Source organism: Pseudomonas batumici (genome assembly GCF_036585405.1).
Lineage (GTDB): Bacteria > Pseudomonadota > Gammaproteobacteria > Pseudomonadales > Pseudomonadaceae > Aquipseudomonas > Aquipseudomonas batumici.
The window spans coordinates 4,796,897-4,823,515 of the sequence record NZ_CP144470.1 but is presented as its reverse complement, the minus strand read 5'-3'; the positions used below and the strand labels follow the sequence as shown (position 1 = coordinate 4,823,515).

The 26,619-nt window shown below is 61.7% G+C and carries 21 protein-coding genes; 11 read left to right on the top strand and 10 right to left on the bottom strand.

Annotation, left to right across the window (positions count from 1 at the left end):
- Nucleotides 1–11 precede the first annotated feature (11 nt).
- Nucleotides 12–218: a hypothetical protein gene (locus NUH87_RS21980; protein ID WP_040070959.1), complete on the top strand. Its 207-nt coding sequence runs from the start codon at nt 12–14 to the stop codon at nt 216–218.
- Nucleotides 219–243: 25 nt separating this feature from the next.
- Here NUH87_RS21980 and NUH87_RS21975 read toward each other — a convergent pair whose 3' ends face one another.
- Nucleotides 244–828 (bottom strand): YajG family lipoprotein, encoded by a 585-nt coding sequence (locus NUH87_RS21975; protein WP_040070960.1) that lies wholly within the window; start codon nt 826–828, stop codon nt 244–246.
- 926 nt (nt 829–1,754) lie between these two features.
- Between NUH87_RS21975 and mqo the strand changes: the two genes are divergently transcribed.
- Complete coding sequence (mqo, locus tag NUH87_RS21970) at nt 1,755–3,263, top strand: malate dehydrogenase (quinone) (protein WP_338522665.1); 1,509 nt, start codon at nt 1,755–1,757, stop codon at nt 3,261–3,263.
- Nucleotides 3,264–3,369: 106 nt separating this feature from the next.
- Here mqo and NUH87_RS21965 read toward each other — a convergent pair whose 3' ends face one another.
- The gene (locus NUH87_RS21965; protein WP_338522664.1) at nt 3,370–3,657 is read right to left on the bottom strand and encodes a PA4642 family protein; all 288 of its coding nucleotides are present in this window, start codon (nt 3,655–3,657) and stop codon (nt 3,370–3,372) included.
- Between the two features lie 204 nt (nt 3,658–3,861).
- On the opposite strand from NUH87_RS21965, the gene glsB reads away from it, so the two are divergent.
- The gene (gene glsB / locus NUH87_RS21960) at nt 3,862–4,770 is read left to right on the top strand and encodes a glutaminase B (protein ID WP_040070967.1); all 909 of its coding nucleotides are present in this window, start codon (nt 3,862–3,864) and stop codon (nt 4,768–4,770) included.
- A gap of 60 nt (nt 4,771–4,830) precedes the next feature.
- On the opposite strand, the gene garD is transcribed toward glsB, so the two are convergent.
- From garD to kdgD, 4 genes are all read right to left on the bottom strand, one after another.
- The gene (gene garD / locus NUH87_RS21955) at nt 4,831–6,384 is read right to left on the bottom strand and encodes a galactarate dehydratase (RefSeq protein WP_338522663.1); all 1,554 of its coding nucleotides are present in this window, start codon (nt 6,382–6,384) and stop codon (nt 4,831–4,833) included.
- Nucleotides 6,385–6,395: 11 nt separating this feature from the next.
- Nucleotides 6,396–7,757, bottom strand: a complete 1,362-nt coding sequence (locus NUH87_RS21950; RefSeq protein WP_338522662.1) for an MFS transporter — start codon at nt 7,755–7,757, stop codon at nt 6,396–6,398.
- A gap of 98 nt (nt 7,758–7,855) precedes the next feature.
- Nucleotides 7,856–9,301, bottom strand: a complete 1,446-nt coding sequence (locus NUH87_RS21945; protein WP_338522661.1) for an aldehyde dehydrogenase family protein — start codon at nt 9,299–9,301, stop codon at nt 7,856–7,858.
- A gap of 58 nt (nt 9,302–9,359) precedes the next feature.
- On the bottom strand, nt 9,360–10,271 hold the full coding sequence (kdgD, locus tag NUH87_RS21940) for a 5-dehydro-4-deoxyglucarate dehydratase (RefSeq protein ID WP_338522660.1): 912 nt from the start codon (nt 10,269–10,271) through the stop codon (nt 9,360–9,362).
- Between the two features lie 226 nt (nt 10,272–10,497).
- On the opposite strand from kdgD, the gene NUH87_RS21935 reads away from it, so the two are divergent.
- Together NUH87_RS21935 and NUH87_RS21930 are read left to right on the top strand one after the other, a co-directional pair.
- Nucleotides 10,498–12,135: a phospholipase gene (locus NUH87_RS21935; RefSeq protein ID WP_338522659.1), complete on the top strand. Its 1,638-nt coding sequence runs from the start codon at nt 10,498–10,500 to the stop codon at nt 12,133–12,135.
- Nucleotides 12,136–12,149: 14 nt separating this feature from the next.
- Nucleotides 12,150–12,341, top strand: a complete 192-nt coding sequence (locus tag NUH87_RS21930) for a hypothetical protein (protein ID WP_040070977.1) — start codon at nt 12,150–12,152, stop codon at nt 12,339–12,341.
- Nucleotides 12,342–12,451: 110 nt separating this feature from the next.
- Here the strand turns inward: NUH87_RS21930 and NUH87_RS21925 are convergent, their stop codons facing one another.
- The 4 genes from NUH87_RS21925 to NUH87_RS21910 form a co-directional block, all read right to left on the bottom strand.
- A complete protein-coding gene (locus NUH87_RS21925; RefSeq protein ID WP_338526889.1) occupies nt 12,452–13,201 on the bottom strand; it encodes a FadR/GntR family transcriptional regulator in 750 nt (249 codons plus the stop codon).
- 71 nt (nt 13,202–13,272) lie between these two features.
- Nucleotides 13,273–15,003: an ABC transporter ATP-binding protein/permease gene (locus tag NUH87_RS21920; protein WP_338522658.1), complete on the bottom strand. Its 1,731-nt coding sequence runs from the start codon at nt 15,001–15,003 to the stop codon at nt 13,273–13,275.
- A 96-nt stretch (nt 15,004–15,099) separates the two neighbouring features.
- A complete protein-coding gene (locus NUH87_RS21915; RefSeq protein WP_100941240.1) occupies nt 15,100–15,660 on the bottom strand; it encodes a response regulator transcription factor in 561 nt (186 codons plus the stop codon).
- Nucleotides 15,657–16,916, bottom strand: coding sequence for an ATP-binding protein (locus tag NUH87_RS21910; RefSeq protein ID WP_040070983.1), 1,260 nt, complete (start codon nt 16,914–16,916; stop codon nt 15,657–15,659). The genes NUH87_RS21915 and NUH87_RS21910 overlap by 4 nt, the downstream gene beginning before the upstream one ends.
- 256 nt (nt 16,917–17,172) lie before the next feature.
- Between NUH87_RS21910 and NUH87_RS21905 the strand changes: the two genes are divergently transcribed.
- The 6 genes from NUH87_RS21905 (at nt 17,173) to NUH87_RS21880 (ending at nt 26,579) form a co-directional block, all read left to right on the top strand.
- Nucleotides 17,173–17,880, top strand: coding sequence for an SIMPL domain-containing protein (locus tag NUH87_RS21905; protein WP_338522656.1), 708 nt, complete (start codon nt 17,173–17,175; stop codon nt 17,878–17,880).
- Between the two features lie 102 nt (nt 17,881–17,982).
- Entirely contained in the window at nt 17,983–19,584 is a 1,602-nt protein-coding gene (locus NUH87_RS21900) for an ABC transporter substrate-binding protein (RefSeq protein WP_338522655.1), read from the top strand.
- A 257-nt stretch (nt 19,585–19,841) separates the two neighbouring features.
- The gene (locus tag NUH87_RS21895) at nt 19,842–21,467 is read left to right on the top strand and encodes an ABC transporter substrate-binding protein (protein ID WP_338522654.1); all 1,626 of its coding nucleotides are present in this window, start codon (nt 19,842–19,844) and stop codon (nt 21,465–21,467) included.
- Nucleotides 21,468–21,765: 298 nt separating this feature from the next.
- The gene (locus NUH87_RS21890) at nt 21,766–23,364 is read left to right on the top strand and encodes an ABC transporter substrate-binding protein (RefSeq protein ID WP_338522653.1); all 1,599 of its coding nucleotides are present in this window, start codon (nt 21,766–21,768) and stop codon (nt 23,362–23,364) included.
- Nucleotides 23,365–23,530: 166 nt separating this feature from the next.
- Nucleotides 23,531–24,907 carry an OprD family porin gene (locus NUH87_RS21885; protein ID WP_338522652.1) on the top strand — a complete coding sequence of 459 codons (1,377 nt, stop codon included), beginning with the start codon at nt 23,531–23,533 and terminating at the stop codon, nt 24,905–24,907.
- Nucleotides 24,908–24,983: 76 nt separating this feature from the next.
- Complete coding sequence (locus NUH87_RS21880) at nt 24,984–26,579, top strand: ABC transporter substrate-binding protein (RefSeq protein WP_338522651.1); 1,596 nt, start codon at nt 24,984–24,986, stop codon at nt 26,577–26,579.
- Nucleotides 26,580–26,619: the final 40 nt, after the last annotated feature.

The window sequence follows — 26,619 nt, the reverse complement described above, 5'->3', positions numbered from 1 at the left end:
CGGAGCTTGTCATGCTGCACGCAGAAAACCAGGATCGCCTTTACCTGATCGCCCCCAGCGACGAACAGCAAGCCCTGGTGGACGCCATGTCGTTCAACGTCCAGGATCGCCATTGGCTGGTGTATTGCGCATTGGGAGGGCATCAGCACGCCGATCTGCCGGAAACGGATCTGCTGACGGGGGTGAGCGTGCTGGATCTTTATGTGGAGGCGGCGTGAGCCGCCCCCCACATGGCTCATATCATTATTCGCTCAGCAGTTGGCCGATTTTCGGGTCCTTGAACACCCGGGTCAGCGCATCGCTCAACACGTCGCTGATCAACTTGGTGTTCGACTCTTCGTTCGGCGCCATGCCGAAACGCTGGTTCAAGGATGCCCCATAGCTACCGCTGTAATGACGGTTGCCGCTGCTCACATCGGAACGGAAGTTGGCACCGATGTTCGCCTCGGTCACATAAACCCCCTCTTTCGGCGACTGATAGGTCAGGTCGGACAGGGTCACGGTCAATACCGGCACATTCATCGCGTTAGGCGACGGGGTAAAGCCCAGCAGGCGCACCGCGGCTTCGGCCTGGGCCTGCAGTTTCGGCATCAGGTCGGCACTTTGCACGGTAATGGCGCTGGTCTCGGGGTACAGGCCACCCCGGGTACCCAACACCGGCGAGCGGCGGCCGTCCACCACCCGCACCACCACCGGCTGGCCATGGCCGATCGGCGCCAGTTGCACGGTGAGCTTGGGTTGCGGGCTGAGTTGTTGCGGGCTGTTGGCACAGCCGACAAGCGTCAAACTGGTTACTGTGATCAAACCGAACAACAGGCGTTGCAACATGCTCATCTCTCCAAGGACCAGGCATCATTCAGGCCCTGAGTATAGCGGGGCCCGGGTGTCGCTAACCAGCGTCGCCCGCACGGGCACGAACGTCCGGCAAGCGCCCCCGGCCGCCGTCTGGTCACGAACCTGTCACACCGGCCTGCCACCCTGCGCACAACCTCTGATCGCTGAAACGCCCGGCACCTGACCGGATGCCGAATAAAAGTCATTAAACACGACCATTTTTCCCCGTTTCTTAGTTACAATCTCCCCCCGATTATAAGGACGTCTCCTGATCGGGCCTCGCAGCACCGCCAATGCCCTTGCATCGGCACCTTCGTACTGCCCACAGAGAGCCGCCCACACAGATCGAGTGAAGCCGGCGAGCTTGCTGATACCAGCGCAAACCACCGTTTTCAGCGAATCTGCCAGAGCTGCCCTTGCGCTCGCTCACTGCGTTGTTGGCCCGTGCCGCCTGCCCTTCCCGGCCGGTATTCGCACCACGGGCCCGGTGACAGACTGCGGCAGCCCTTTTTTGAGGTTCACGTCTTCAAAAGAGCGTGAAAAAACGGGTTTTCACAACTTCACGAGAGTGTGGCGAACAAATGAATAGTTTCGTGTCTGAACAGGCACCATCAGCGTCTCCAACGGCCCCATCACACAGGATCCGATACACCTCGACAGGTGCTTGACACCTGTTCGCTTACGGATTTGGTTGCACGAATCGGACGCTCTTGACCATAAGTCGAATTGCCCGTGTTGCCCGCACATGCGTTCATACGCACCTGGGCCCACCGGCAGCGTCCGCTGAAGTTGCAAGAAATTGCGAAGAATCGGACATGGCCATCCTGGTCGGGTCATTGCGGGGCTAACATCAACAGAGCCCCGCCCATGCCCGGCAGCCATGCCGTCAATGTGGTGCTGCAGATTTTGGAGACGCGTTAATGGCGCATAACGAAGCAGTCGATGTGGTCCTGGTAGGGGCCGGCATCATGAGTGCCACCCTTGCGGTGCTGCTCAAGGAGCTCGACCCCGCGATCAAGCTGGAAGTCGTCGAGCTGATGGATTCCGGTGCCGCGGAGAGTTCCAACCCGTGGAACAACGCCGGTACCGGCCATGCCGGCCTGTGCGAGCTGAACTACACGCCGCAGGCGGCTGACGGCTCCGTCAACATCAAGAAAGCCGTGCACATCAACACCCAGTTCGAGGTGTCGAAGCAGTTCTGGGCCTACCTGGCGCAGAAAGGCACCTTCGGCTCGTGCAAGTCCTTCATCAGCCCGGTGCCGCACCTGAGCTTCGTCCAGGGCGACAAGGACATTGCCTTCCTCAAGAAGCGCTTTGAAAGCCTGCATCCGCACCATGCCTTCGCCGAGATGGAATACACCGAAGACCGCGCGAAGCTGGCCGAGTGGATGCCACTGATGATGCAGGGCCGTCCGGCCGACGAGCCGATTGCCGCGACCCGCGTGCTGAAAGGCACCGACGTCAACTTCGGCGCCCTGACCAACCAGTTGCTCAAGCACCTGACCAGCGCCCCCGACGCCCAGGTCAAGTACTGCAAGCGCGTGACCGGCCTCAAGCGCAATGGCGCCGGCTGGACCGTGAGCATCAAGGACGTGAACAGCGGCAACAGCCGTGAAGTCGATGCCAAGTTCGTCTTCCTCGGCGCCGGCGGTGCGGCCCTGCCGCTGCTGCAGGCTTCGGGCATCGAGGAAAGCAAGGGCTTCGGCGGCTTCCCGGTCAGCGGCCAGTGGCTGCGTTGCGACAACCCGGAAGTGGTCAAGCACCACCAGGCCAAGGTCTACAGCCAGGCCGCCGTGGGTTCGCCACCGATGTCCGTGCCGCACCTGGACACCCGTGTGGTCGATGGCAAGAAGTCCCTGCTGTTCGGGCCTTATGCCGGTTTCACCACCAAGTTCCTCAAGCACGGTTCGCTGATGGACCTGCCGCTGTCGGTGCGCGTTGGCAACATCGGCCCGATGCTGGCCGTGGCCCGCGACAACATGGACCTGACCAAGTACCTGATCAGCGAAGTGATGCAGTCCATGGAGCAGCGCCTGGAATCCCTGCGCCGCTTCTACCCGGAGGTGAAAGCCGAGGACTGGCGCCTGGAAACGGCCGGTCAACGGGTGCAGATCATCAAGAAAGACCCGAAGAAAGGCGGCATCCTGCAGTTCGGTACCGAACTGGTGGCGGCCAAGGACGGCACGCTGGCCGCCCTGCTCGGCGCCTCGCCGGGCGCTTCGGTCACCGTGTCGATCATGCTGGAACTGATCGAGCGCTGCTTCCCGGAAAAAGCCAAGGGTGAGTGGGCGGCCAAGCTCCATGAGATCTTCCCGGCACGGGAAACGGTCCTGGAGACGGATGCGGCGCTGTATCGCAAGATCAACGCGCAGAACAACATCCGCCTGGAACTGGTGGAGCCGAGCAGCGAGACCGAAAGCTACGCTTGAGGTGATCGTGCAATGAAAAACGCCCTGTTCTTCGGTTGAAGAACGGGGCGTTTTTTTTAGCTCAGAATCAGATGTGGCGAGCGGGCTTGCCCGCTCGCCACAGGGGTCAGCCGCGAGCGTTGTCGATCAACTCGATATAGTCGCCGGCATTGCGCTGATCGCTGATCAGGGCGACGAAGTCCTGGCCGTGCTCGTCCTTGCCGTCGAGGTCGTAACCGGCTTCCTTGAAGAACACCAGGAACCGCTCGAAATCGTCGATACGCAGGCCACGGTAGGCCTTGATCAGCTTGTGCAGGGACGGCGAGGTGGCATCAACCGGCTCGAAATCGAGAAACAACTTGATCTGCGCATCGCCGATCTCGTCACCAATCACCTGTTTCTTATCTTTGCGCATTACCGGCTCCAGCCAACAGACATTACACGGGGCAGGCAGTTTACCCCTGCCTCTGCTCCGGTCTCAACGAGTACGAACTGATCCGGTCCACCCGTGCGCCAACGGCAAAAAACCTGACGGTAAAAACTGTGCTCCGAAGCCCGCACGTGGCGTCTAGCAGCATGTAGACCCGCAACCCGGCGGGAAGTGACTGCGAGCCCGAGCATGCAAGCGCTGTTGAACGAGATCCTTGATGAAGTCCGGCCATTGATCGGCCGGGGCAAAGTGGCCAATTACATTCCGGCGCTGGCGGATGTGCCGGGCAATCAACTGGGCGTTGCCGTGTACAGCAACGACGGCGAGGTGTTCCAGGCCGGCGACGCGCAGACGCCCTTCTCGATCCAGAGTATTTCCAAGGTCTTCAGCCTGGTGCAGGCGATCGGCCACTCCGGTGAGGCGATCTGGGAGCGGCTGGGCCATGAACCCTCCGGGCAGCCCTTCAACTCGCTGGTGCAGCTGGAGTTCGAACGCGGCCGCCCACGTAATCCGTTCATCAACGCCGGAGCCCTGGTGATCTGCGATATCAACCAGTCGCGCTTCGCCGCGCCGGCGTTGTCGATGCGCGACTTCGTCCGGCGCCTGTCGGGCAACATGCAGATCATGGTGGACGGCAAGGTGGCCGAATCGGAATACCAGCACCGCGCACGCAACGCGGCCATGGCCTACCTGATGCAATCGTTCGGCAACTTTCACAACGATGTGGAGGCAGTGCTGCGCAGTTACTTCAGCCACTGCGCGCTGCGCATGAACTGCATCGACCTGGCGCGGGCGTTCTGCTTCCTGGCCAATGACGGCTTCTGCAAGCACAGCGGCGAGCAGATCCTGACCCGGCGCCAGACCCAGCAGGTCAACTCGATCATGGCCACCAGCGGGTTGTATGACGAGGCCGGGAATTTTGCCTATCGGGTCGGCTTGCCTGGCAAGAGCGGCGTGGGTGGCGGGATTGTCGCGGTGGTGCCGGGACGCTTTACCGTGTGCGTCTGGTCGCCGGAGCTGAATGCGGCCGGTAACTCGCTGGTGGGAATGGCGGCGCTGGAACTGCTGAGCGAGCGGATCGGCTGGTCGGTGTTCTAAAGTGCAACACTGTGGCGAGCGGGCTCGCCACAGGATTGATTCCAGGCCTCCTGATGGGAATCAGGTAATCGGCGCTGGATTGAACAAGGTAATGTCGTTGTGCAGCTTGTGCCGCTCGGCCCAGGTCTGCTGTTTGCCGCTGGCGACATCCAGGTAGTAGTGGAACAACTCCCAGCCCAGCTCCTCGATCGTGGCCCTCCCGGTCGCAATGCGCCCGGCGTCGATATCGATCAGGTCCGGCCAGCGCTGCGCCAGCTCGGTGCGGGTCGAGACCTTCACCACCGGCGCCATCGCCAAGCCATAAGGCGTACCGCGTCCCGTGGTGAACACATGCAGGTTCATCCCGGCAGCCAGCTGCAAGGTACCGCAGACAAAATCACTGGCCGGCGTCGCGCAGAAGATCAGGCCCTTGCGCGTGAAGCGCTCGCCCGGCCCCAGCACCCCGTTGATCGCGCTGCTGCCGGACTTGACGATGGAACCCAGGGACTTCTCGACAATGTTCGACAACCCGCCCTTCTTGTTCCCGGGCGTGGTATTGGCGCTGCGGTCGGCCTCGCCCTTGGCCAGGTAGCGGTCGTACCAGTCCATCTCGCGCACCAGCGCCTCGGCCACCGGCAGGTTCTCCGCCCGCGAGGTCAGCAGGTAGATCGCATCGCGCACTTCCGTCACTTCGGAAAACATCACCGTCGCCCCGGCCCGCAACAGCAGATCGGAGGCATAGCCCAAGGCCGGGTTGGCGGTGATCCCGGAAAACGCATCGCTGCCGCCACATTGCATGCCGAGAATCAGCTCCGACGCCGGCACCGTTTCCCGGCGCCGCTGATCGAGTTTCTTCAGGCGGGTTTCCGCCAGCGCCATGATCTGCTCGATCATTTCGGTAAAGCCGTGGCTGGCATCCTGCAAGCGATACAACCAGGGCTCGCTCAGGTCCACCGAGCTGTCGCCCTCGTGCATCACCTGCCCGGCCTGCAACTTCTCGCAGCCGAGACTGATCACCAGCGCCTCGCCCCCCAGGTTCGGGTTGCGCGCCAGGTTGCGCACGGTGCGGATCGGGATATAGGCGTCGGCCGCGCTGATCGCCACGCCGCAACCGTAGCTGTGGGTCAAGGCCACCACATCGTCGACATGCGGGTACTTGGGCAACAGTTCGTCCTTGATGCGCTTGACCGCATGGTCCAGCACGCCGGTCACGCACTGCACCGTGGTGGTGATGCCGAGGATATTGCGCGTGCCCACGGTACCGTCGGCATTGCGATAGCCCTCGAAGGTGAAGCCCTCGAGCGGCGCCTGGGCCGCCGGCACGTCGGTGGACAGCGGCAGGCTGTCCAGCGGTGGCGCGGTGGGCATGCGCAACTGATCCTCCTTGATCCAACTGCCACGGGGAATCGGCGCCAGCGCATAACCGATGACCTGGCCGTAGCGGATCACTTCGCCGCCCTCGGCGATGTCCACCAGGGTCACCTTGTGGCTCTGCGGAATGGGCTCGCGGGTCACCAGGCCGTCCGCGAACTCGGTGCCGGCCGGCACGCCCTGGTCATTGACCACGATCACCACGTTGTCCCGCTCGTGCAGGCGGATGTAGCGCGGCGAATCGGAATGTTCAATCAACTGCATGAAGCCGCTCCTCAGGAATGGGCTTGGGTCAGACGGGGCTCGGTATCGTGCCTGGGACCGGCCGGTGGCTCGCGCAGTTCGACCCGCTTGATCTCACCGACGATCACCACGTAGCTGATCACCGCCACCAGCGCGTTGGCGCCGACGAACACCAGGGCCCACTTGAACGAGCCGGTGGCGCTGATGATGTAGCCGATCACGATCGGCGTGGTGATGGACGCGATATTGCCGAACATGTTGAACAGGCCGCCACTCAAGCCGGCGATCTGCTTCGGCGAAGTGTCCGAGACCACCGCCCAGCCCAGCGCGCCGACGCCCTTGCCGAAGAACGCCAGGGCCATGAAGCCCACCACCATCCATTCGATGTCCACGTAGTTGCAGGCGACGATGGTGGTGGAGAGCAGCAGGCCGCCAATGATCGGCGCCTTGCGGGCGAAGGTCAGGCTGTGGCCGCGGCGCAGCAGGTAGTCGGAAATGATCCCGCCCAGCACACCGCCGACAAAGCCGCAGATCGCCGGCAAGGAGGCGATGAAGCCGGCCTTGAGGATGGTCATGCCGCGCTCCTGCACCAGGTACACCGGGAACCAGGTCAGGAAGAAATAGGTGATGCCGTTGATGCAGTACTGGCCCAGGTAGACGCCGAGCATCATGCGGTTGGTCAGCAGTTGACGCACGTAGTCCCACTTCGGACCGCCACCGGCGGCCTTGCCCTGGTCCATGTCGACCATGCCGCCGTTCTCGGCGATATGGTTGAACTCGGCCTCGTTGATCATCGGGTGCTGGCGCGGGCTGTGGATGATTTTCAGCCAGATCAGCGAGAACAGCACGCCGAGGCCGCCCATCACCAGGAACACGTGCTGCCAGCCGAAGACGAACACGATCCAGCCCATCAGCGGCGCGAACAGCACGGTGGCGAAGTATTGCGCGGAGTTGAAGATCGCCGAGGCGGTGCCGCGCTCGGCGGTGGGGAACCAGGCCGCGACGATGCGGGCGTTACCGGGAAAGGACGGCGCTTCGGCCAGGCCCACCAGGAAGCGCAGCATGAACAGCGCGACCACGGCGGTGGAGACGCCGAGCTCGCCGACATAGCCTTGCAGCGCGGTGAACAGCGACCAGGTGAAGATGCTCAGGGCATAGACTTTCTTCGAGCCGAAACGGTCGAGCAGCCAGCCGCCGGGAATCTGCCCGAGCACATAGGCCCAGCCGAAGGCGGAGAAGATATAACCGAGGGTGACGGCATCGATGCCGAGGCTCTTCTGCAGGCTGGAACCGGCAATAGCGATGGTGGCACGGTCGGCGTAGTTGATCGTGGTCACCAGGAACAGCATGAGCAGTATCAAATAGCGGACGTGGGTCTGCTTGATCGCTTGCATGTAGATGTACTCCCACTCTTTATTTTTTTACGCGGGTAAAACATTCAGGGATGTACCGCACGGGGCTTCAGGCAAGGGCCCCGTGCGGGCAAAGCGGGTTACGAACCGATGTAGCTGGTCTTGACGACGGTGTAGAACTCCTGCGCGTAACGGCCTTGCTCACGGGAACCGTAGGACGAACCTTTGCGCCCGCCGAACGGCACGTGGTAGTCCACGCCCGCCGTCGGCAGGTTGACCATCACCATCCCGGCCTGGGAGTGGCGCTTGAAGTGGTTGGCGTACTTCAGCGAGGTGGTGGCGATACCGGCGGACAGCCCGAACTCGGTGTCGTTGGCCATGGCCAGCGCGGCTTCGTAATCGGCCACCCGGACGATGTTGGCCACCGGGCCGAAGATCTCCTCGCGGCTGATGCGCATCGAGGCTTCGCTGTCGGCGAACAGCGTCGGGGCGAGGAAATAGCCTTCGGTATCGCAGGTCACCAGGCCACCGCCGGACACCAGCCGCGCGCCTTCGGACTGACCGATGTTGATGTAGCCCAAATCTTGCTCAAGCTGTGCCTGGGACACCACCGGACCAATGTCGGTACCACTCTTGAGCGCGTGACCGACCTTGATCGAACGCATGCGCTCGGCCATGGCCTCGACGAACTTGTCGTGAATCCCGGCGGTAACGATCAGCCGGCTGGAAGCCGTGCAGCGCTGGCCGGTGGAGTAGAACGCACTCTGCACCGCCAGCTCGACGGCCTGCTTGAGGTCGGCGTCATCGAGAATGATCTGCGGGTTCTTGCCGCCCATCTCCAACTGCACCTTGGCCTGGCGCGACACGCAGTTGACTGCGATCTGCCGACCGACGCCGACGGAACCGGTGAAGCTGATACCGTCGACTTTCGGGCTGTTGACCATCGCGTCGCCCACCAGGCGACCGCTGCCCATCACCAGGTTGAACACACCGGCCGGGAAACCGGCGCGGGAAATGATTTCCGCCAGGGCCCAGGCACAACCCGGCACCAGTTCGGCGGGCTTGAGCACCACGCAGTTGCCGTAGGCCAGGGCCGGGGCGATCTTCCAGGCCGGGATGGCGATCGGGAAGTTCCACGGCGTGATCAGACCGACCACGCCCAGGGCCTCGCGGGTCACTTCGACGTTGACGCCCGGACGCACCGACGGCAGGTAATCCCCCGACAGGCGCAGGCATTCGCCGGCGAAGAACTTGAAGATGTTGCCGGCGCGGGTCACTTCGCCAATGGCCTCGGGCAGGGTCTTGCCCTCCTCCCGGGCCAGCAGGTGCCCCAGCTCTTCGCGGCGGGCGAGAATCTCCGAACCGACCTTGTCCAACGCATCGCTGCGGGCCTGGATGCCCGAGGTGGACCAGGCGGGAAACGCCGCACGGGCGGCGTCGATGGCCGACTGCACTTGAGCCAGGTCGGCCTTGGCGTATTCGCCAATGACATCGGACAAGTCCGACGGGTTGATATTGGCCGAGTAATCGGCACCGGCCACCCACTGGCCGCCAATGTAGTTGTCGAAACGCTTTGCATCTGCCACGGAAAACCTCCTGAACCGAAAAAGCCGCTGATTGCTCAGCGGCCTGGTTTATTCGTTCTTACTGTGCGCCTTGCTTGTCGATCAGCGCGGCCAGGGCTTCGTATTCTTCCGGCAGCAGATCGGTCAGCGGCGTGCGCACGGGACCGGCGTCATGGCCGACGATCTTCGCACCGGCCTTGATGATGCTCACAGCATAACCGGAGCGGCGGTTACGGATATCCAGGTACGGCAGGAAGAAGTCGTCGATGATCTTGGCGACGGTGGCGTGATCGTCGCGGGCAATGGCGTGGTAGAAATCCATCGCGGTTTTCGGGATGAAATTGAACACCGCCGAGGAGTAGACCGGCACGCCCAGGGCCTTGTAGGCCGCGGCATAGACCTCGGCGGTCGGCAGGCCACCGAGGTAGCTGAAACGGTCACCGAGGCGGCGGCGAATCGACACCATCAGCTCGATATCCCCCAGGCCATCCTTGTAGCCGATCAGGTTCGGGCAGCGTTCGGCCAAGCGTTCCAGCAAGGGCGCGGTCAGGCGGCAGACGTTGCGGTTGTAGACCACCACGCCGATCTTCACCGATTTGCACACGGCTTCAACGTGGGCGGCGACGCCTTCCTGGCTGGCTTCGGTCAGGTAGTGCGGCAGCAGCAGCAGGCCCTTGGCCCCCAGGCGCTCGGCTTCCTGGGCGTATTCGATGGCCTGGCGGGTCGAACCGCCGACACCGGCGAGGATCGGCACACTGCCGGCACAGGTATCGACGGCGGTCTTGATCACTTCGGAATATTCGCTGGCCGCCAGGGAGAAGAACTCACCGGTACCGCCGGCGGCGAACAGCGCGGTCGCGCCGTAAGGGGCCAGCCACTCCAGGCGCTTGACGTAGCCGGCGCGATGGAAATCACCCTGGGCAGTGAAATCGGTCACCGGGAAGGACAGCAAGCCGGAGGAGAGGATGGACTTCAGTTCTTGTGGATTCATTATTCGAACACCCTGGGAGCACGTTGTGATGAAAGAGACAGCGCAGGCTGGCTGATGTCGTACGTCATCGTACAACTTAAATAACAAAGGTCAACAGGTATCGCTCAAGAAATCTCACAAACCATTTGCCCCCTTGACGTAGGAAATTTTTCATCTATATTCGATTTTAACTGTATATATATACAGTTAATTGAAACGAAAAAGACGACATATCAAGGAGCTAGAAATGTCAGCTACTCAACGGATCGCAGGGGATTTCCTGCTGCACGACGGCAAGGTCATTGCCGAACTCGACACCCTCTTTACCGAACGGGGCATCGCGATTCCAGGCGACGGCGCGGCCGTGATCCTGCTCGCCGAAGGTCATCACACCCTCAAGTATCACCAGCCGACGACGCCCGGCGTCGCGCCCAAGGGCTCGCCCCAGGTCCGTTTCGAAGGTGGTGAACACACAGCTATCGGCGACGGCGCCCTGCTGCGTTTTGCCAAGGACGCACCGGCCATTCCGGCTTGGCAGGTCGAACTGCACCTGACCAACGGTCTGGCCCTGACCTACGGCCAGATCATCGCCCTGGGCGGAGATTTCTACGGTATCCCGGACCGACCGATCGCCGATGGCGCCACCCTGGCGGAACGTCAGGCGCGCTTCAGCGCATCCTTCAACTCGCTGGCGACGCTGCCCGCCTCCCGGGAAGAAGCGCAGAAGATCCTGCAAGTGATGAAAACCGAGATCAACGCCGCCAACCAGGCGATCAAGGACGGCAAGCAACCTCATGAAGCCTACGACGAACTGGGCGATACCCTGTCCGGCGAGTGGAACAAGATCACCGGTGGTGGCAGCTTCGCCTCGCCGCTCTATCCCCTGGGCCGCTACCTGAAACTGGCCGCCAGCAACTGGGACCACTTCGGCGAATGGGCCTTGCTGGCCTACCAGGCCGGTCACGCCGCCGCGTTGCAACAGGCTGTTGTTGCTCGTAAAAGCGGCACCGACCAGGACCTGGAACTGGCCTACGCGATGAATGCCTTTGCCGATCATTTCCTCACCGACCTGTTCTCCGCCGGCCATTTGCGTGTGCCGCGCAAGCAACTAGCCGACAGCGTCACGCCCGCCGACGTGGGCTCGCTGATTTCCCGTTTCATGCACGACGAGGACAGCAAGTACGGCCTGAAAGTCAGCAACGCTCGCGGCGAGCGCTGGAATTGCTACGGCGACAAACGCTATTTCGACACGATCGACAGCAGCAACCGGCTCCAGGTCAAACAGGCGGTGCAGCAGTCGGTGGATGAAGTGTTCGCGGCGTTTCTCAGTGGCGTCGTCGTACCACCCGAGGCCTATGCCGCCCTGCGTTCGGTACCGGACCTGGCAAAGGTGGAAAACAGCCAGGACAGCCTGAATTTCGCCCCGCTGTTCGCCCTCAAGGGCAAGACCGTGCTGCGCCGCAACGACGTCAACAACCTCAATGACCGCAGCCAGAGCGACAGCTGGTGGGGCTGGAGTACCTATCTGTTGCTCAAGGACTACAAGCCGAACCTGCCCGCGGGCTACCTCAACCCACCCGGTTTAGCCCCGGCCATCAAGGCCGATGGCTGGCAGAGCCGCACCCCCAGCGAACCCAACTGGCTGCCGGGCAATGCCGTGCGCTATGCCTTCAGCTACACCAAGGGGCTGGACGAGTCCTATATCGGCCCGTGGACGGCCTATGCCGAACTGACCGATCGCTTTCAGCCGACCTTGAATGTACCGGCGGATGCGTCAGTGGGGGTGACGGGACGCCATGTGTTCCGCCAGTTCCGTGGCGGTTCGCCCGAGCTGATCGGCACGCTGGACGGCCAGGCCACGACCTTTATCGACAATCATCAGTGACAAGGAGAGCACCCATGACCTTTACCGTAAAACTCGAACTGGCTTCCGGTCAGTCACTCAAGGATATGCCGCTGGAACTGCTGGCCGATGGCGTGGCGGTTGCCCGGGCGAAGGCGGATGCGACCGGCAAAGTTGCGTTTGATGTGCCGGCGAAAGCCGCGAAATGGGCGGTGCGCGTGGATCGGACGATCCTGAAAGGCGCATAGAGAACCTGGTGTGGGAGCGGAGCTTGCCCGCGAAGGCGACCTTGAGGTCGCCAAAAGCTTCGCGGGCAAGCTCCGCTCCCACAAGGTCCGTATTTCAGGCTTCGAGCTACTTAGCCCTTCTGCGCCTCGGCCTCTTCATGGGCCTGGCGCAGCCGCTCGCGGCTGTTGGTCAAATGCAGGCGCATCGCGGCCCGCGCCGCATCGGAATCCTGGCGGGCAATCGCTTCATAGATCTCTTCGTGCTCACGCCCCAGCCGGTTCATGTAGTGCTGCTGGTCATCATGGGCCAGCCGCGCCGAGTTCAAGCGGGTCCGTGGAATGATGCTGGTGCCCAGGTGGGTCATGATATCGGTGAAATAGCGGTTGCCGGTGGCCAGGGCAATCTGCAGGTGGAACTGGAAATCCGAAGCCACCGCATCGCTGGCATGGGCCGCGCTTTCATTCAACGCATCCAGCGCCGCACGCATGGCCGCCAATTGCTCGGGGGTGCGCCGCTGCGCCGCCAACCCCGCCGACTCGACTTCCAGGCTGATACGCAACTCGAGGATCGCCAGCACATCGCGCAGGGTCACCACCGTCGCCGGATCGATACGAAAACCGCTGGGGCTCGGTGTGTCCAGGACAAAGGTACCGATGCCGTGACGGGTTTCCACCTGCCCGGCCGCCTGCAGGCGCGAGATCGCCTCGCGCACCACCGTACGGCTGACGCCATGGGCATCCATGATCGCCGACTCGGTGGGCAACTTGTCCCCACGCTTGAGCTGGCCGTCGCGGATCTGCTCGGTGAGTACCGTGACCAGTTCCTGGGCAAGGCTGCGGCGCTTTCGGGTCGGGCGAAGCCCGGCGCTCTGGTTTTCCATATCGAACATCTATCTCGGCTGAACGGCTGAGCCCGCATCATAGCTCAACCGGGTTGTACGATCACTGTTGGCTATGCACTGACCGCGTCCTGAGTGACCAGGTGTCCACGCTCGATACGCAGATGCCGTGGGTGGAATTTGTTCAGGCTGCTGCGATGGCCGACGCTGACAATGCTCAAGCCCGGGATCTGGTCGATCAGCGCCTGATACAGTGCAGCCTCATCCTCCTCGTCCATGGCCGCCGTGGCCTCGTCGAGGAACAGCCATTGCGGCGCATAGAGCAGCGCACGGGCGAAGGCCAGGCGCTGCTGCTCACCCGGCGACAACATCCGCTGCCAGTGATTGCTTTCGTCCAGCCGTCCGGCCAGGTGCGGCAGGCGACAGGTCTGCAAGACTTCCTGATAACGCTCATCCGGGTAAGCATCGCCCGGCTGTGGATAACTCATCGCCTCACGCAGGCTGCCAATCGGCAGGTAAGGTTTCTGCGGCAGGAACAGCGAACGCCCGACCGGCAAGCGAATGCTGCCGCCGCCCCGGGGCCAGAGATTGCCCATGGCGCGCAACAGGGTGCTTTTGCCACTGCCGGAACGCCCGCTGAGCATCACCCTTTCGCCCGGGGCCACACTCATGTGCGCACCCGCCAGCAAATGCCGACCGTCCGCCAGATCCAGGTCCAGGTTGTTCACCTGTAACGCTTCACCCTGGCTCTGCACATCGATGGCCGGAGTACGGTCTTCATTGTCGAGCATGGCCTGACGGAAACTCAGCAAACGGTCACAAGTGGCTTTCCACACCGCGATGTTGGAGTAGGCATCGATGAACCAGCTGAAGTTTTCCTGCACATTGCCGAACGCCGAGTTGATCTGCATCAGCTCGCCGAGCTGGATCTTGCCGGCGAAATAGCGCGGCGCCGCCACCATGAAGGGAAAGATGATCGCGATCTGAGTGTAACCGGAGGTGAAGAACGTCAGGCGCTTGGTGACCCGCATCAGCGACCAGTAGTTGGACCAGACCTTGCCGAAACGTGTACTGAGACGCTGGCTCTCATTGGGCTCGCCGTCATACAGGGCAATGCTTTCGGCGTTTTCACGAACCCGTACCAACGAGAAGCGCATATCGGCTTCAAAGCGTTGTTGTTGATTATTCAGCGGGATCAGGTGGCTGCCGATCACCCGGGTCAACCAACTGCCGATGACCGCATAGAGGAAGGCGCACCAGAACATGTAGCCGGGAATAGTGATGCCAAAGACTTCGATACTTCCCGATATCCCCCAGAGAATGATCGAGAACGACACCAGACTGACCACAGTGCGAAACAGCCCCAAGCCCAGACTCAAGGTGTCGCTGGTAAAGCTGTTGAGGTCTTCACTCAGTCGTTGGTCCGGGTTGTCGGTATTCCCGCCCGACTCCATCTGGTAGTAGTTCTTGTGCTCGAGCCAGCGTTTGAAATGCTGCTCGGTCAGCCAGCGGCGCCAGCTGATGGTCAGCATCTGGGTCAGGTACAGCCGATAGACCGCACCGAGGATGGCAACCGCGGCAATACCGCCGAAATACAGGATCAGGTGCCAGAAGGCATCACTGTTTTTCTCCTGCAAGGCGTTGTAGAAGTCCTTGTACCAATTGTTGAACCAGACCGAGATGCCAACGCTGAATAGCGACAGGCCCACGACACTGATCAGCAAAAACCAGGCCTTGCCCTTCTCCTCACTGCGCCAGTAAGGCGAGGCCAGTTGCCAGACCCTACGAAAAAAATGCCCTTTTACTGCATCGTTGACCGCGGAATATTCAGCGTTCTTAGTCATTCTAAGGCTCGGTTGGAGTAAGAAATTTCACCAACCGATCATAGATGATTCGTGCCCGCCGTAGGGCGCTTTGCGACGGACTCGTTCAGCGCCGGTTCAGCGCCGCACCGGCCGCTTCTGCAATTTGCGCTGCAAGGTCCGCCGATGCATGCCCAACGCCCGGGCGGTGGCGGAGATATTGCCTTCGTGTTCGGTCAATACGCGCTGGATATGCTCCCATTGCAGGCGATCCACCGACATCGGGTTTTCCGGCACCAGGGTATCGAGGTCGGCGTGCTCGGACAGCAGGGCCGCCAGCACGTCGTCGGCATCCGCCGGCTTGCATAGATAGTTGCAGGCACCGCGCTTGATCGCCTCCACCGCCGTGGCGATGCTCGAGTAGCCGGTAAGGATCAGCACACGCATCTCCGGATCGAGCTCCAGCAGCTTGGGCAGCAGCACCAGGCCGGAGTCGCCGTCCATCTTCAGGTCCAGCGCGGCATAGTCCGGCAGGTCCTGCTGGGCCAGGATCAGGCCCTCTTCGGCGGAACCTGCGGTGCTGACGCGAAAGCCGCGGCGGCTCATGGCCCGCGCCATCACGCGGGTAAAGGTGGCGTCGTCGTCCACCAGCAACAGATGCGGCAGTTCCTCGCCTTCGACCTGGATTTCGTCACTCATGCTTCGTCTCCTCGGGCAACACGGGGCAGGCGCAGCTCGGTGAGCGTGCCGCCCTCCTCATGACTGTAGAGTTTCACCGAGCCGCCGGCGCGTGTCACGCTGGCCTTGCTCAAGAACAGGCCCAGGCCGAAACCTTTGCCCTTGGTGGTAAAAAACGGTTTGCCGATCTGCTCGGCGATGGCCAGCGGCACACCGGCGCCGTGGTCACGGATACTGATGGTGAGGGTCTCCTCATCCCAATCGAGTCGCACTTCCAGGCCTTCGGGGCAGGCATCGGCGGCGTTGTTCAGCAGGTTGAGCAAGGCCTGGGTCAGGTCCGGCGGCGGCGCCAGGCGCGGCACATCGCCCTGGCCCAGGCGCTGGAAGCGATAGCTGGCTTCCGGGCGCATCAGGTGCCAACGGTTCAGCGCTTCGTCGAGCCAGACCGTGACGTCCTGCATTTCCACCGCCATTCGACGATTGGCCTCGGCGGCGCGAACCAGCTGCTGCAGGCTTTCCTTGCACAGCTTGACCTGGTCCTGGAGCACGCTCAGGTCGTCCTGGAGCAGCGGGTCCGGATGATCCTGGCGCATTTCCTTGAGCAGCACGCTCATGGTTGCCAGGGGAGTCCCCAGTTCGTGGGCGGCGCCGGCGGCCTGGGTCGCCACGGCCAGCAGTTGCTGGTCACGCAGGCCTTCTTCGCGGCGCAACGCGCGCAATTCTTCCTGGCGCCGCAGTTCCTCGGCCATCTTCGCGGCGAAGAAGGTGATCACCGCCGCAGCCAGGGCGAAGCTCAGCCACATGCCATAGATCTGCAGCTTTTCCCGGGAAATCGGCAGGGTTTCCAGCGGGTAGAACTGCACCAGTAGCAAGGTGTACAGCGCCAGTGCCACGCCGGAGAGGACCACCGAATAGCGCCAGGGCAAGGTCACCGCGGCGATGGTCAGCGGCACCAGGTAATAGGACACGAAGGGGTTGGTCGAGCCCCCGGAGAAGTACAGCAAGGCGCTGTGGATAAACAGGTCGCAGGCCAGTTGCACGGCGTATTCGAGCTCGGTGACCGGCCAGGTGGTGCGCAGGCGCACCACCGTGAAGGCGCAGAGCACCATGGAACAGACCAGGGTCATCGCCAGTTGCAACCAGGGCAGCGGCAGCAGCTGGAACCAGTAGGCGATTCCCACGGAGCCGGCCTGGGCGGCCAGGACCAGAATACGGATGAAGGTCAGGCGCCAGAGGTTCTGGCGAGTCGCGGACAGCAATTGAACGGGGGCGAGCATGAGCTCTCCTGATGAGCGCTCCAGGCGGATCGCCACGAGTATAACCAAGCCGGGGCGCGGGCAGGTAAATGTGCGGCAAACAGCCACAGTCGACAAACATCGTTCCGACAAGCCCGCTCGCCACACAGTCCCCTACAACCGGCTCTACTCTGTATTGAAGTTGTAACCGTGCGAACCCGACACGCCGAGCGCAGTCTGATGTCTGCAAGCGGGACTGCCCGACACCACCCGCGCACCGAATCCCAAGGAGCTTCACATGCACTTCACACGCCGCGCCGCCCTTCTCGCCCTCAGCCTCAGCACCCTCGCCAGCCTGCCGGCCCTGGCCGCCGACGAGGCCCGTTACAACCAGATTTCCCTGCGTGCCGAAGCCAGCCAGGAAGTGGCCCGCGACCTGATGATCGTCACCCTCTACACCGAGGCGCAGAACAGCGATCCGGCCAAGCTCGCCGCCGACATCACCACCCGCATGAACAAGGCGCTGGGCCAGGCCAAGGCGGTCAAGGAAGTCAGCCTGAGCCAGGGCAGTCGCAACAGCTACCCGATCTACGACAACAAGACCCAGAAGATCATCGGTTGGCGTGAACGCGCCGAACTGCGCCTGGAAAGCAGCGACTTTGCCGCCCTGTCCAAGCTGACCGGCGAACTGATGCAGGACCTGAAAATGGAAAGCATGGACTTCGCCATCGCCACCGCCACCCGCAAGACCAGCGAGGACGCCCTGTTCAAGGAGGCCATCGCCGCGTTCAAGGCCCGCGCCCAACTGGCCACCGAGGCCTTGGGCGGCAAGGGCTACAAGATCGTCAGCCTGAACCTCAACAGCAACGGTTATCCACAGCCGTTCCCGCGCGGCGCGATGATGATGAAAGCGGCGGCCATGGACGCAGCGCCGACGCCGGAAGTCGAAGCCGGCAAGGCAAAAGTCAACATGAATGCCGATGGGGTGATCGAGGTCCTGCAGTAAGGGCCGGCTTGCGATCGGTGTAGGAGCCGGCGCCAAGACCTCGACAGGGCGTGCTAGAGTCGGGCCTCTCCCCGCTCTATTGCGCACCTTCGAGGCCTTTCAATGGAAAAGATTGCCTTCAAACCCCTGCTGTTGGCCGCCACCTTGCTGGCCTGCGCCCCCTTGGCCCAGGCCAGCTCGACCCTGGTCTACTGCTCCGAAGCCAGCCCCGCCGGCTTCGACCCGAGCCAGTACACCAGCGGCACCGATTTCGACGCCTCGGCGGAAACCGTGTTCAACCGCCTGGCCCAGTTCAAACGCGGCGGCACCGAGGTCGAACCCGGCCTGGCCACGAGTTGGGAGGTTGCCCCGGACGGCCTGGCCTACACCTTCCACCTGCGCCCCGGCGTGAAGTTCCACACCACCGACGACTTCAAGCCGAGCCGCGACTTCAACGCCGAAGACGTGCTCTTCACCTTCCAGCGCCTGCTCGACGCCAATCACCCGTTCCGCAAGGCCTACCCTTCCGAATCGCCCTATTTCAGCGATATGGACCTCAACACCACGATCAAGAGCGTCGAAAAACTCGATGACCAGACCGTACGTTTCACGCTGAACCATATCGAGGCTGCCTTCGTGCAGAACCTGGCCATGAGCTTCGCCTCGATCCAGTCCGCCGAATACGCCGCGCAACTGCTCAAGGAAGGCCGCGCCGCCGACATCAACCAGAAGCCCGTGGGCACCGGCCCGTTCGTGTTCAAGCGCTACCAGAAGGACGCGCAGATCCGCTACGTGGCCAACAAGGCCTACTGGAAACCCGAGGACGTGAAGCTCGACAACCTGATCTTCGCCATCACCCCGGATGCCGCCGCGCGCCTGCAGAAGCTCAAGGCCGGGGAATGCCAGGTCAGCGGTTACCCGCGCCCGGCCGACATCGAGATCATGCGACAGGACAAGAACCTGGTGGTGCAGCAGCAGCCGGGCTTCAACCTGGGCTTCCTCGCCTACAACGTTACCCACAAACCCCTTGACCAGCTCAAGGTCCGCCAGGCCCTGGACATGGCCATCGACAAGCCGGCGATCATCAAGGCCGTCTACCAGAGCGCCGGTCAACTGGCGCAGAACGCCCTGCCGCCGGGCCAGTGGTCCTATGACCCGAGCATCAAGGACGCGCCCTACGACCCGACCAAGGCCCGCGCGCTGCTCAAGGAAGCCGGCGTGGCCGAAGGCACGCAGATCAACCTGTGGGCCATGACCGTGCAACGGGCCTCCAACCCCAATGCCCGGATGTCGGCGCAGATGATCCAGGCCGACTGGGCCAAGGTCGGGATCAAGGCCAATATCGTCAGCTATGAATGGGGCGAGTACATCAAGCGCGCCAAGAACGGCGAGCATGACGTCATGATCTATGGCTGGACCGGCGACAACGGCGACCCGGACAACTGGCTCGGCGTGCTCTACAGCTGCGCCGCAGTCAAGGGCAGCAACTACGCCAAGTGGTGCGACCCGGCCTATGACCAGCTGATCCAGAAAGCCAAGCTCAGCAGCAACCATGACGAGCGGGTCAAGCTCTATCAACAGGCACAGAAAATCCTCAAGGAACAAGCGCCGATCACCCCGATCGCCAACTCGACGGTGTTCCAGCCGCTGCGCCGGGAAGTGCACGACTTCAAGATCAGCCCCTTCGGCCTGACCCCTTTCTATGGCGTGAGCCTGGGCCAGTAGGCCAATGCCCCAACCGGGTGCGCCAGGCGCCCCGGTTGCCCGTCCATGGTGCGCCCCGTGCACCTGAAAAGTCCCTCGAAAGCTGACAAATGCGTCAGAATTTACACAATTGCGACATTCATGTACGTTCGTGCCACTCTTCGACGCTTAGCACGTCTCTGCATCTTGCAATGGGTATGGGGCCTGCATAAGTATCCGCAGGTCGACTCACGAGGTCGTCCTCACTACCAAAAATGACAACAAATCATGAGGCCACCATGCTTAAAAAAGCAGTCATTCCGTTTTTAGTCGGCGCAGGCCTCCTGGCCAGCGCACCGTTCGCTGTCGCTGCGACTAACCTGGTGTTCTGCTCCGAGGGGAGCCCGGCCGGTTTCGATCCAGGCCTGTACACCACCGGAACCGACTTCGACGCCGCCGCTGAAACCATCTTCAACCGCCTGAGCCAGTTCGAGCGTGGCGGCACCGCCGTGACTCCTGGCCTGGCGACCAGCTGGGACGTTTCCCCCGATGGCCTGACCTACACCTTCCACCTGCGTGAAGGCGTCAAGTTCCATACCACCGATTACTTCAAGCCGACGCGTAACTTCAACGCCGACGACGTGCTGTTCACCTTCAACCGCATGCTCGACAAGGACATGCCGTTCCGCAAGGCCTACCCGACTGAATTCCCATACTTCACCGACATGGGCATGGACACCAACATCACCAAGGTGGAAAAACTCGACGACAAGACCGTCAAGTTCACCCTGAAGACCGTGGATGCCGCGTTCATCCAGGACTTGGCGATGAGCTTCGCCTCCATCCAGTCCGCCGAGTACGCCGACAAGCTGCTCAAGGAAGGCAAGGCCAGCGACATCAACCAGAAGCCGATCGGCACCGGTCCGTTCGTCTTCAAGAGCTACCAGAAAGACTCGAACATCCGCTACACCGGCTTCAAGGACTACTGGAAGCCTGAGGACGTCAAGGTCGACAACCTGATCTTCGCCATCACCACCGACGCCTCGGTACGCGCGCAGAAGCTCAAGAAGGGCGAGTGCCAGATCACCGCCTACCCACGCCCGGCCGACATCGCCCCGCTCAAGGCCGACAGCAGCCTGAGAATGCCTGAGCAGGCCGGCTTCAACCTGGGTTACATCGCCTACAACGTGATGCCGGTCCTCAAGGACCAGACCGCCGCCAACCCGCTGGCCGACCTGCGCGTGCGCCAGGCGCTGGACATCTCGGTGAACAAGAAGCAGATCATCGAATCGGTCTACCAGGGCGCCGGCCAACTGGCGGTCAACGCCATGCCGCCGACCCAATGGTCCTACGACACCACCGTCAAGGACGCCAAGTACGATCCGGAAAAGGCCAAGGAACTGCTCAAGGAAGCCGGCGTCAAGCCAGGTACCGAGATCACCCTGTGGGCCATGCCGGTCCAGCGTCCGTACAACCCCAACGCCAAGCTGATGGCAGAGATGCTCCAGTCCGATTGGAAGAACATCGGCCTCAACGTCAAGATCGTCAGCTACGAGTGGGGTGAATACATCAAGCGTTCCAAGGCTGGCGAGCAGCAAGCCATGCTGATTGGCTGGAGCGGCGACAATGGTGACCCCGACAACTGGCTGGGCGTGCTGTTCGGCTGCGACGCGGTTAACGGCAACAACTTCTCGAAGTTCTGCTACAAGCCCTTCGAGGATCTGATCAAGGAAGCCAAGTCCACTCCGGACCAGGCCAAACGCACCGAGCTGTACAAGCAGGCGCAACACATCCTCAAAGACCAAGTCCCCTATACACCTATCGCACACTCGACGGTGTACCAACCCATGAGCGCCAAAGTGCAGGACTTCAAGATCAGCCCGTTCGGCTTGAACTCCTTCTACGGCGTCAGCGTCAGCAAGTGAGGTGGTGCGAAGACGGCGCCTAACCGGCGTCGTCTTCGCCTCCTCCGCCAGAATTGCAGGAATTGTCCGAAATCCATTCGCTGTAACAGCAGAGCGCATCTCTGCTGCACAGAGATTTCCTACAACTCTCTAAGGCTCTACGCATTTACCGCATCGACTTGGCTTCGTAACGTCAAGACTTCGCTGATATGCGTTCACGAGCGGCATTGCTGCATTCACTGACTTGATCGGCGATTTTTTCCGTGTCCCCAACACGGCCATTGCTCGCCGATGACAATAAAAAAGGATTGGGACCGTCATGCGCCAGACCTTCACATTATCCGCATTGGTGGGAGCCGCCCTGTGGGCGGGTTCTCCTTTCGCCCAGGCTGCCGGCAGCCTGGTGTTCTGCTCCGAGGGCAGCCCGGCCGGGTTCGACAGCGCGCAGTACACCACCGCCACCGACAATGACGCCGCCGAGCCGCTCTACAACCGGCTGGTGGAGTTCGTCAAGGGGGAGACCACCGTCGCCCCGGCGCTGGCCGAAAGCTGGGATATTTCCGCGGATGGTCTGGTGTATACGTTCCACCTGCGCAAGGGCGTCAAGTTCCACAGCACCGCGTACTTCACGCCGTCCCGCGACTTCAACGCCGACGACGTGGTGTTCACCTTCAATCGCATGCTCGATGCCGAGCAGCCGTTTCGCAAGGCCTACCCCACCGAGTTTCCGTACTTCAACGGGATGAGCCTGAACAAGAACATCGCCAAGGTCGAAAAGACCGGGCCGCTGACCGTGGTCATGACCCTCAATTCGGTCGACGCCGCGTTCATCCAGAACATCGCCATGAGCTTCGCCTCGATTCTCTCCGCCGAATACGCCGACCAGTTGCTCGCCGCCGGCAAACCGAGCGACATCAACCAGAAGCCCATCGGCACCGGGCCGTACGTGTTCCAGCGCTATCAGAAAGACGCGCAGATTCGCTACGTTGCCAACAAGCAGTACTGGGACCCGGATCAGGTCCGGCTCGACCAGCTGATCTTCGCCATCAACACCGATGCCTCGGTGCGGGTACAGAAACTCAAGCGCGGTGAATGCCAGATCACCCTGCACCCGCGCCCCGCCGACGTCGACGGGCTGAAGAAGGACCCCAAGCTGCAGGTCATCCAGAAGCCCGGCTTCAACCTGGGCTACATCGCCTACAACGTGCAACACAAACCCTTCGACCAGCTCCAGGTCCGCCAGGCGCTGGACATGGCGGTGAACAAGCCGAGCATTCTCAATGCGGTCTACCAGGGCGCCGGCCAGCTGGCGGTCAACGCCATGCCGCCCAGCCAATGGTCCTACGACGAAAGCATCAAGGACGCCCCCTACAACCCGGAAAAAGCCCGGCAACTGCTCAAGGCCGCCGGCGTCAAGGAAGGCACCGAAATCACCCTCTGGGCCATGCCCGTGCAACGCCCGTACAACCCCAACGCCAAGCTGATGGCCGAAATGCTCCAGGCCGACTGGGCGAAGATCGGCCTGAAGGTGAAGATCGTCAGCTATGAATGGGGCGAGTACATCAAGCGCACCAAGAATGGCGAGCACGACATCAGCCTGATCGGCTGGACCGGCGACAACGGTGACCCGGACAACTGGCTCGGCACCCTCTACGGTTGCGACGCGATTGGCGGTAACAACTACTCCATGTGGTGCAACCCGCAATACGACAAGCTGATCAAGCAAGCCAAGCTCGTCACCGACCGCGACCAACGCGCGGTGCTTTACCAACAGGCCCAGCAGTTGCTCAAGCAACAGGTGCCCATTACCCCCATCGCCCATTCGACGGTCAACCAGCCGTTGAGTAGCAAGGTCGAAGGTTTCAAGGTCAGTCCCTTCGGGCGCAACGTGTTCTCGGGCGTCAGTATCGAACAATAAAACCATGACCCGTGCCGCGGGGGCGAATTTCGCCTCTCGAGCAACTTGCTGCCGAAATTCGGCAAATCACTGCCAAGCAAACGATTGCGCAAACAAAAAGTGTCCACCACAAAAGCCGGATAAACCTAGAAAACCGGTATTAAAAAAGAAAATAAGGAGCTTTACCTTGAAACTCTCTCACCAAGCGTTATTGGCCTTGGCCATCAGCAGCGCCACCGTGATGGCTTACGCTGACACCCAGAGTCAGGACTTCGTGCCGACAGGCCTGAGTTCGACCAATGCGCAAAACGACGCCAAGGGCTTCATCGACGGCCAGAGCCTGGGCGGTACGACCCGCAACTGGTACGCCAACGAATTGAAGCGCCGCAATGACCGTTTCAGCTACGACAAACACGGTGTGGCAACCCCTATTCCGCGCCGCATCAACTGGGTCCAGGGCACCATCCTCGACTACAACTCGGGCTTTACCCAAGGTACGGTTGGCGTCAGCACTGAAGTCGCGCTCTACAACGCCATTGCCCTGGATCGCAGCCGCGAGGACATCGCCGGCGGCGGAAACCGCACCCTGGCCAACCGCCATGGCGACGCGATCGACCAGTGGAGCAAAATCGGCCTGGCCAACGTCAAGTTCCGTGTCTCGAACACCACCCTGACCGCCGGTCGCCAGAACTTCAGCACGCCGATCGTCGATGTCATCGGCAACCGCCCACTGCCTTCAAGCTTCGAGGGTGTGAGCCTGCACAGTGAAGAATTCAACAACCTGTCCTTTGACGCAGGCACTTTCGACCGTGTGTCGCCGCGAACCGAAGAGAGCCTGTCCAGGTTCCGCAGCGAGTACACCAACAACGGCGCCGAGACCGACCACGTCAATACCGTCGGCCTGAACTACCAGCCGTTCAAAAGCCTGAAGACCAGCCTCTACATGGCCAACGTCGAGGACTTCTGGAACCAGTACTACTTCGGCGCCACCCACGAATTGGGCGACACCTCGGTGCTGGGCCTGACGACCGGCCTGAATTACTACAAGACGCTCGATACCGGCAAAAAGAAGATGGGCGAGATCGACAACGACGCCTACTCGCTGTCTCTCGGCCTGACCCACCAGGCCCACAGCCTGACCTTCTCCTACCAGCAAATCGTTGGTAACGAATACTTCGACTACCTGCACGAAACCAACGGTATCTACCTGGCCAACTCCATGCTGTCGGACTTCAACGGTCCGAACGAGAAGTCGTTCCAGGTTGCCTATGGCCTGAACATGGCCCAGTACGGTATTCCCGGCCTGAAATTCAACATCTATGAAGTCCACGGCTGGGGCATTGACGGCACCCATTACACCGGCACCGCCTACGACGTGAAAAACCTCAACGGCGAGCACCACTACGAATATGGCATCGGTACCTCCTACGCCGTACAGAGTGGTCCGCTGAAAGCCACCTCCATTCGTGCGACCTACACCACCCACCGCGCCAGCGCGAACCAGGGTGATGGCAACATCAACGAATTCCGCGTGGTCACCACCATTCCATTCAACATTCTCTGACACCTGACTGTCCTGGGGCCGATTCGACGAATCGGCCCCAGCGTCTAATCTGGCTCAATTGATCAAGGAGGGTTACATGAAGAAGCTTCCCCTGCGTGCCGCCATCGCGGCAGCCGTGTTCAGCGTGGCGATCGGCGTTTCGGCCAAGCCGCTGGTGGTTTGTACCGAAGCCAGCCCGGAAGGTTTCGACCCGGTGCTCTACACCACCGCCGTCACCTCCGACGCCGCGGCCGAAACCATGTTCAACCGCCTGGTGGACTTCAAGCCCGGCACCACCGAGATCCAGCCGGCCCTGGCCGAAAGCTGGGAAATCAGCCCCGACGGCCTGCAATACACCTTTCACCTGAGAAAAGGCGTCAAGTTCCACACCACCGACTACTTCAAGCCGACTCGCGAGCTGAACGCCGATGACGTGGTCTGGAGCTTCCAACGGCAACTGGACCCCAACCATCCGTGGCACAAGGCGTCCACCGTCGGTTTCCCCTATTTCGAGAGCATGGACTTCCAGAACCTGCTCAAAAGCGTCGACAAAGTCGACGACATGACCGTGCGCTTCACCCTCAATCGGCCTGAAGCGCCGTTCCTGCCCGACCTGGCCATGGCCTTCACCTCGATCCACTCGGCCGAATACGCCGACCAGTTGCTCAAGGCCGGCAAACTCGACGAGCTCAACAGCAAGCCGGTCGGTACCGGCCCGTTCATCTTCCAGCGTTATGCCAAGGACGCCCAGGTCCGCTTCAAGGCCAACCCGGAGTATTTCCGTGGCAAGCCGCCGGCGGACACCCTGGTACTGGCCATCACCACCGACAACAACACCCGCCTGCAGAAGCTCAAGGCCAACGAGTGCCAGGTCGCGCTGTACCCCAAACCCGACGACGTGCCGAACATCCAGGCCGATCCGAACCTGAAGATCGATGGCCTGGCCTCGCTGTCCACCGGTTACGTCGCGATCAACACCGAGCACAAGTACCTGAGCGATGTCCGGGTGCGCCAGGCCATCGAGCTGGCCCTGAACAAGCAGAACTACGTCGACACCCTGTACGGCAAGGGCAATGCCATCCCCGCGGTCAACCCCTACCCCTCGACCCTGCTGGGCTACAACAACCAGCTGAAGGCCCCGGCCCAGGACCTGGACAAGGCCCGCGCCCTGCTCAAGGAAGCCGGCGTTCCCGAAGGCACGGTCCTGACCCTCTATACCCGCAACGGCGGCGGCCCGACCAACCCGAACCCGCAACTCGGCGCCCAACTGATACAGGCCGACCTGGCCAAGATCGGCCTCAAGCTCGACATCCGCGTCATGGAATGGGCCGAAATGCTCAAGCGGGCGAAAAAAGGCGAGCACGACATGGTCTCCGCCGGCTGGAGCGGCGACAACGGCGACCCGGATAACTTCCTGAGCCCGCTATTGAGTTGCGAAGCGGCGAAAAACGGCGAAAACTACAGTCGCTGGTGCAATCCGCAGTTCCAGGCGCTGATCGATCAGGCTCGCGCCAAGACTGACCCGGCCGAACGTGCCGCACTCTATGAGCGGGCCCTGGCGATCCTGCACAACCAGGTGCTGTGGGTGGACCATGCTCATCCCAAGATGTTTACCGCAATGCGCAAGAACGTAGAGGGCTACCACATGAGCCCGCTATCCCTGAACAACTTCGCCACCACCCAGGTGAAGTAGAACAACAAACGTTCGTCGGTGCCCGACCCCGGGCACTGAT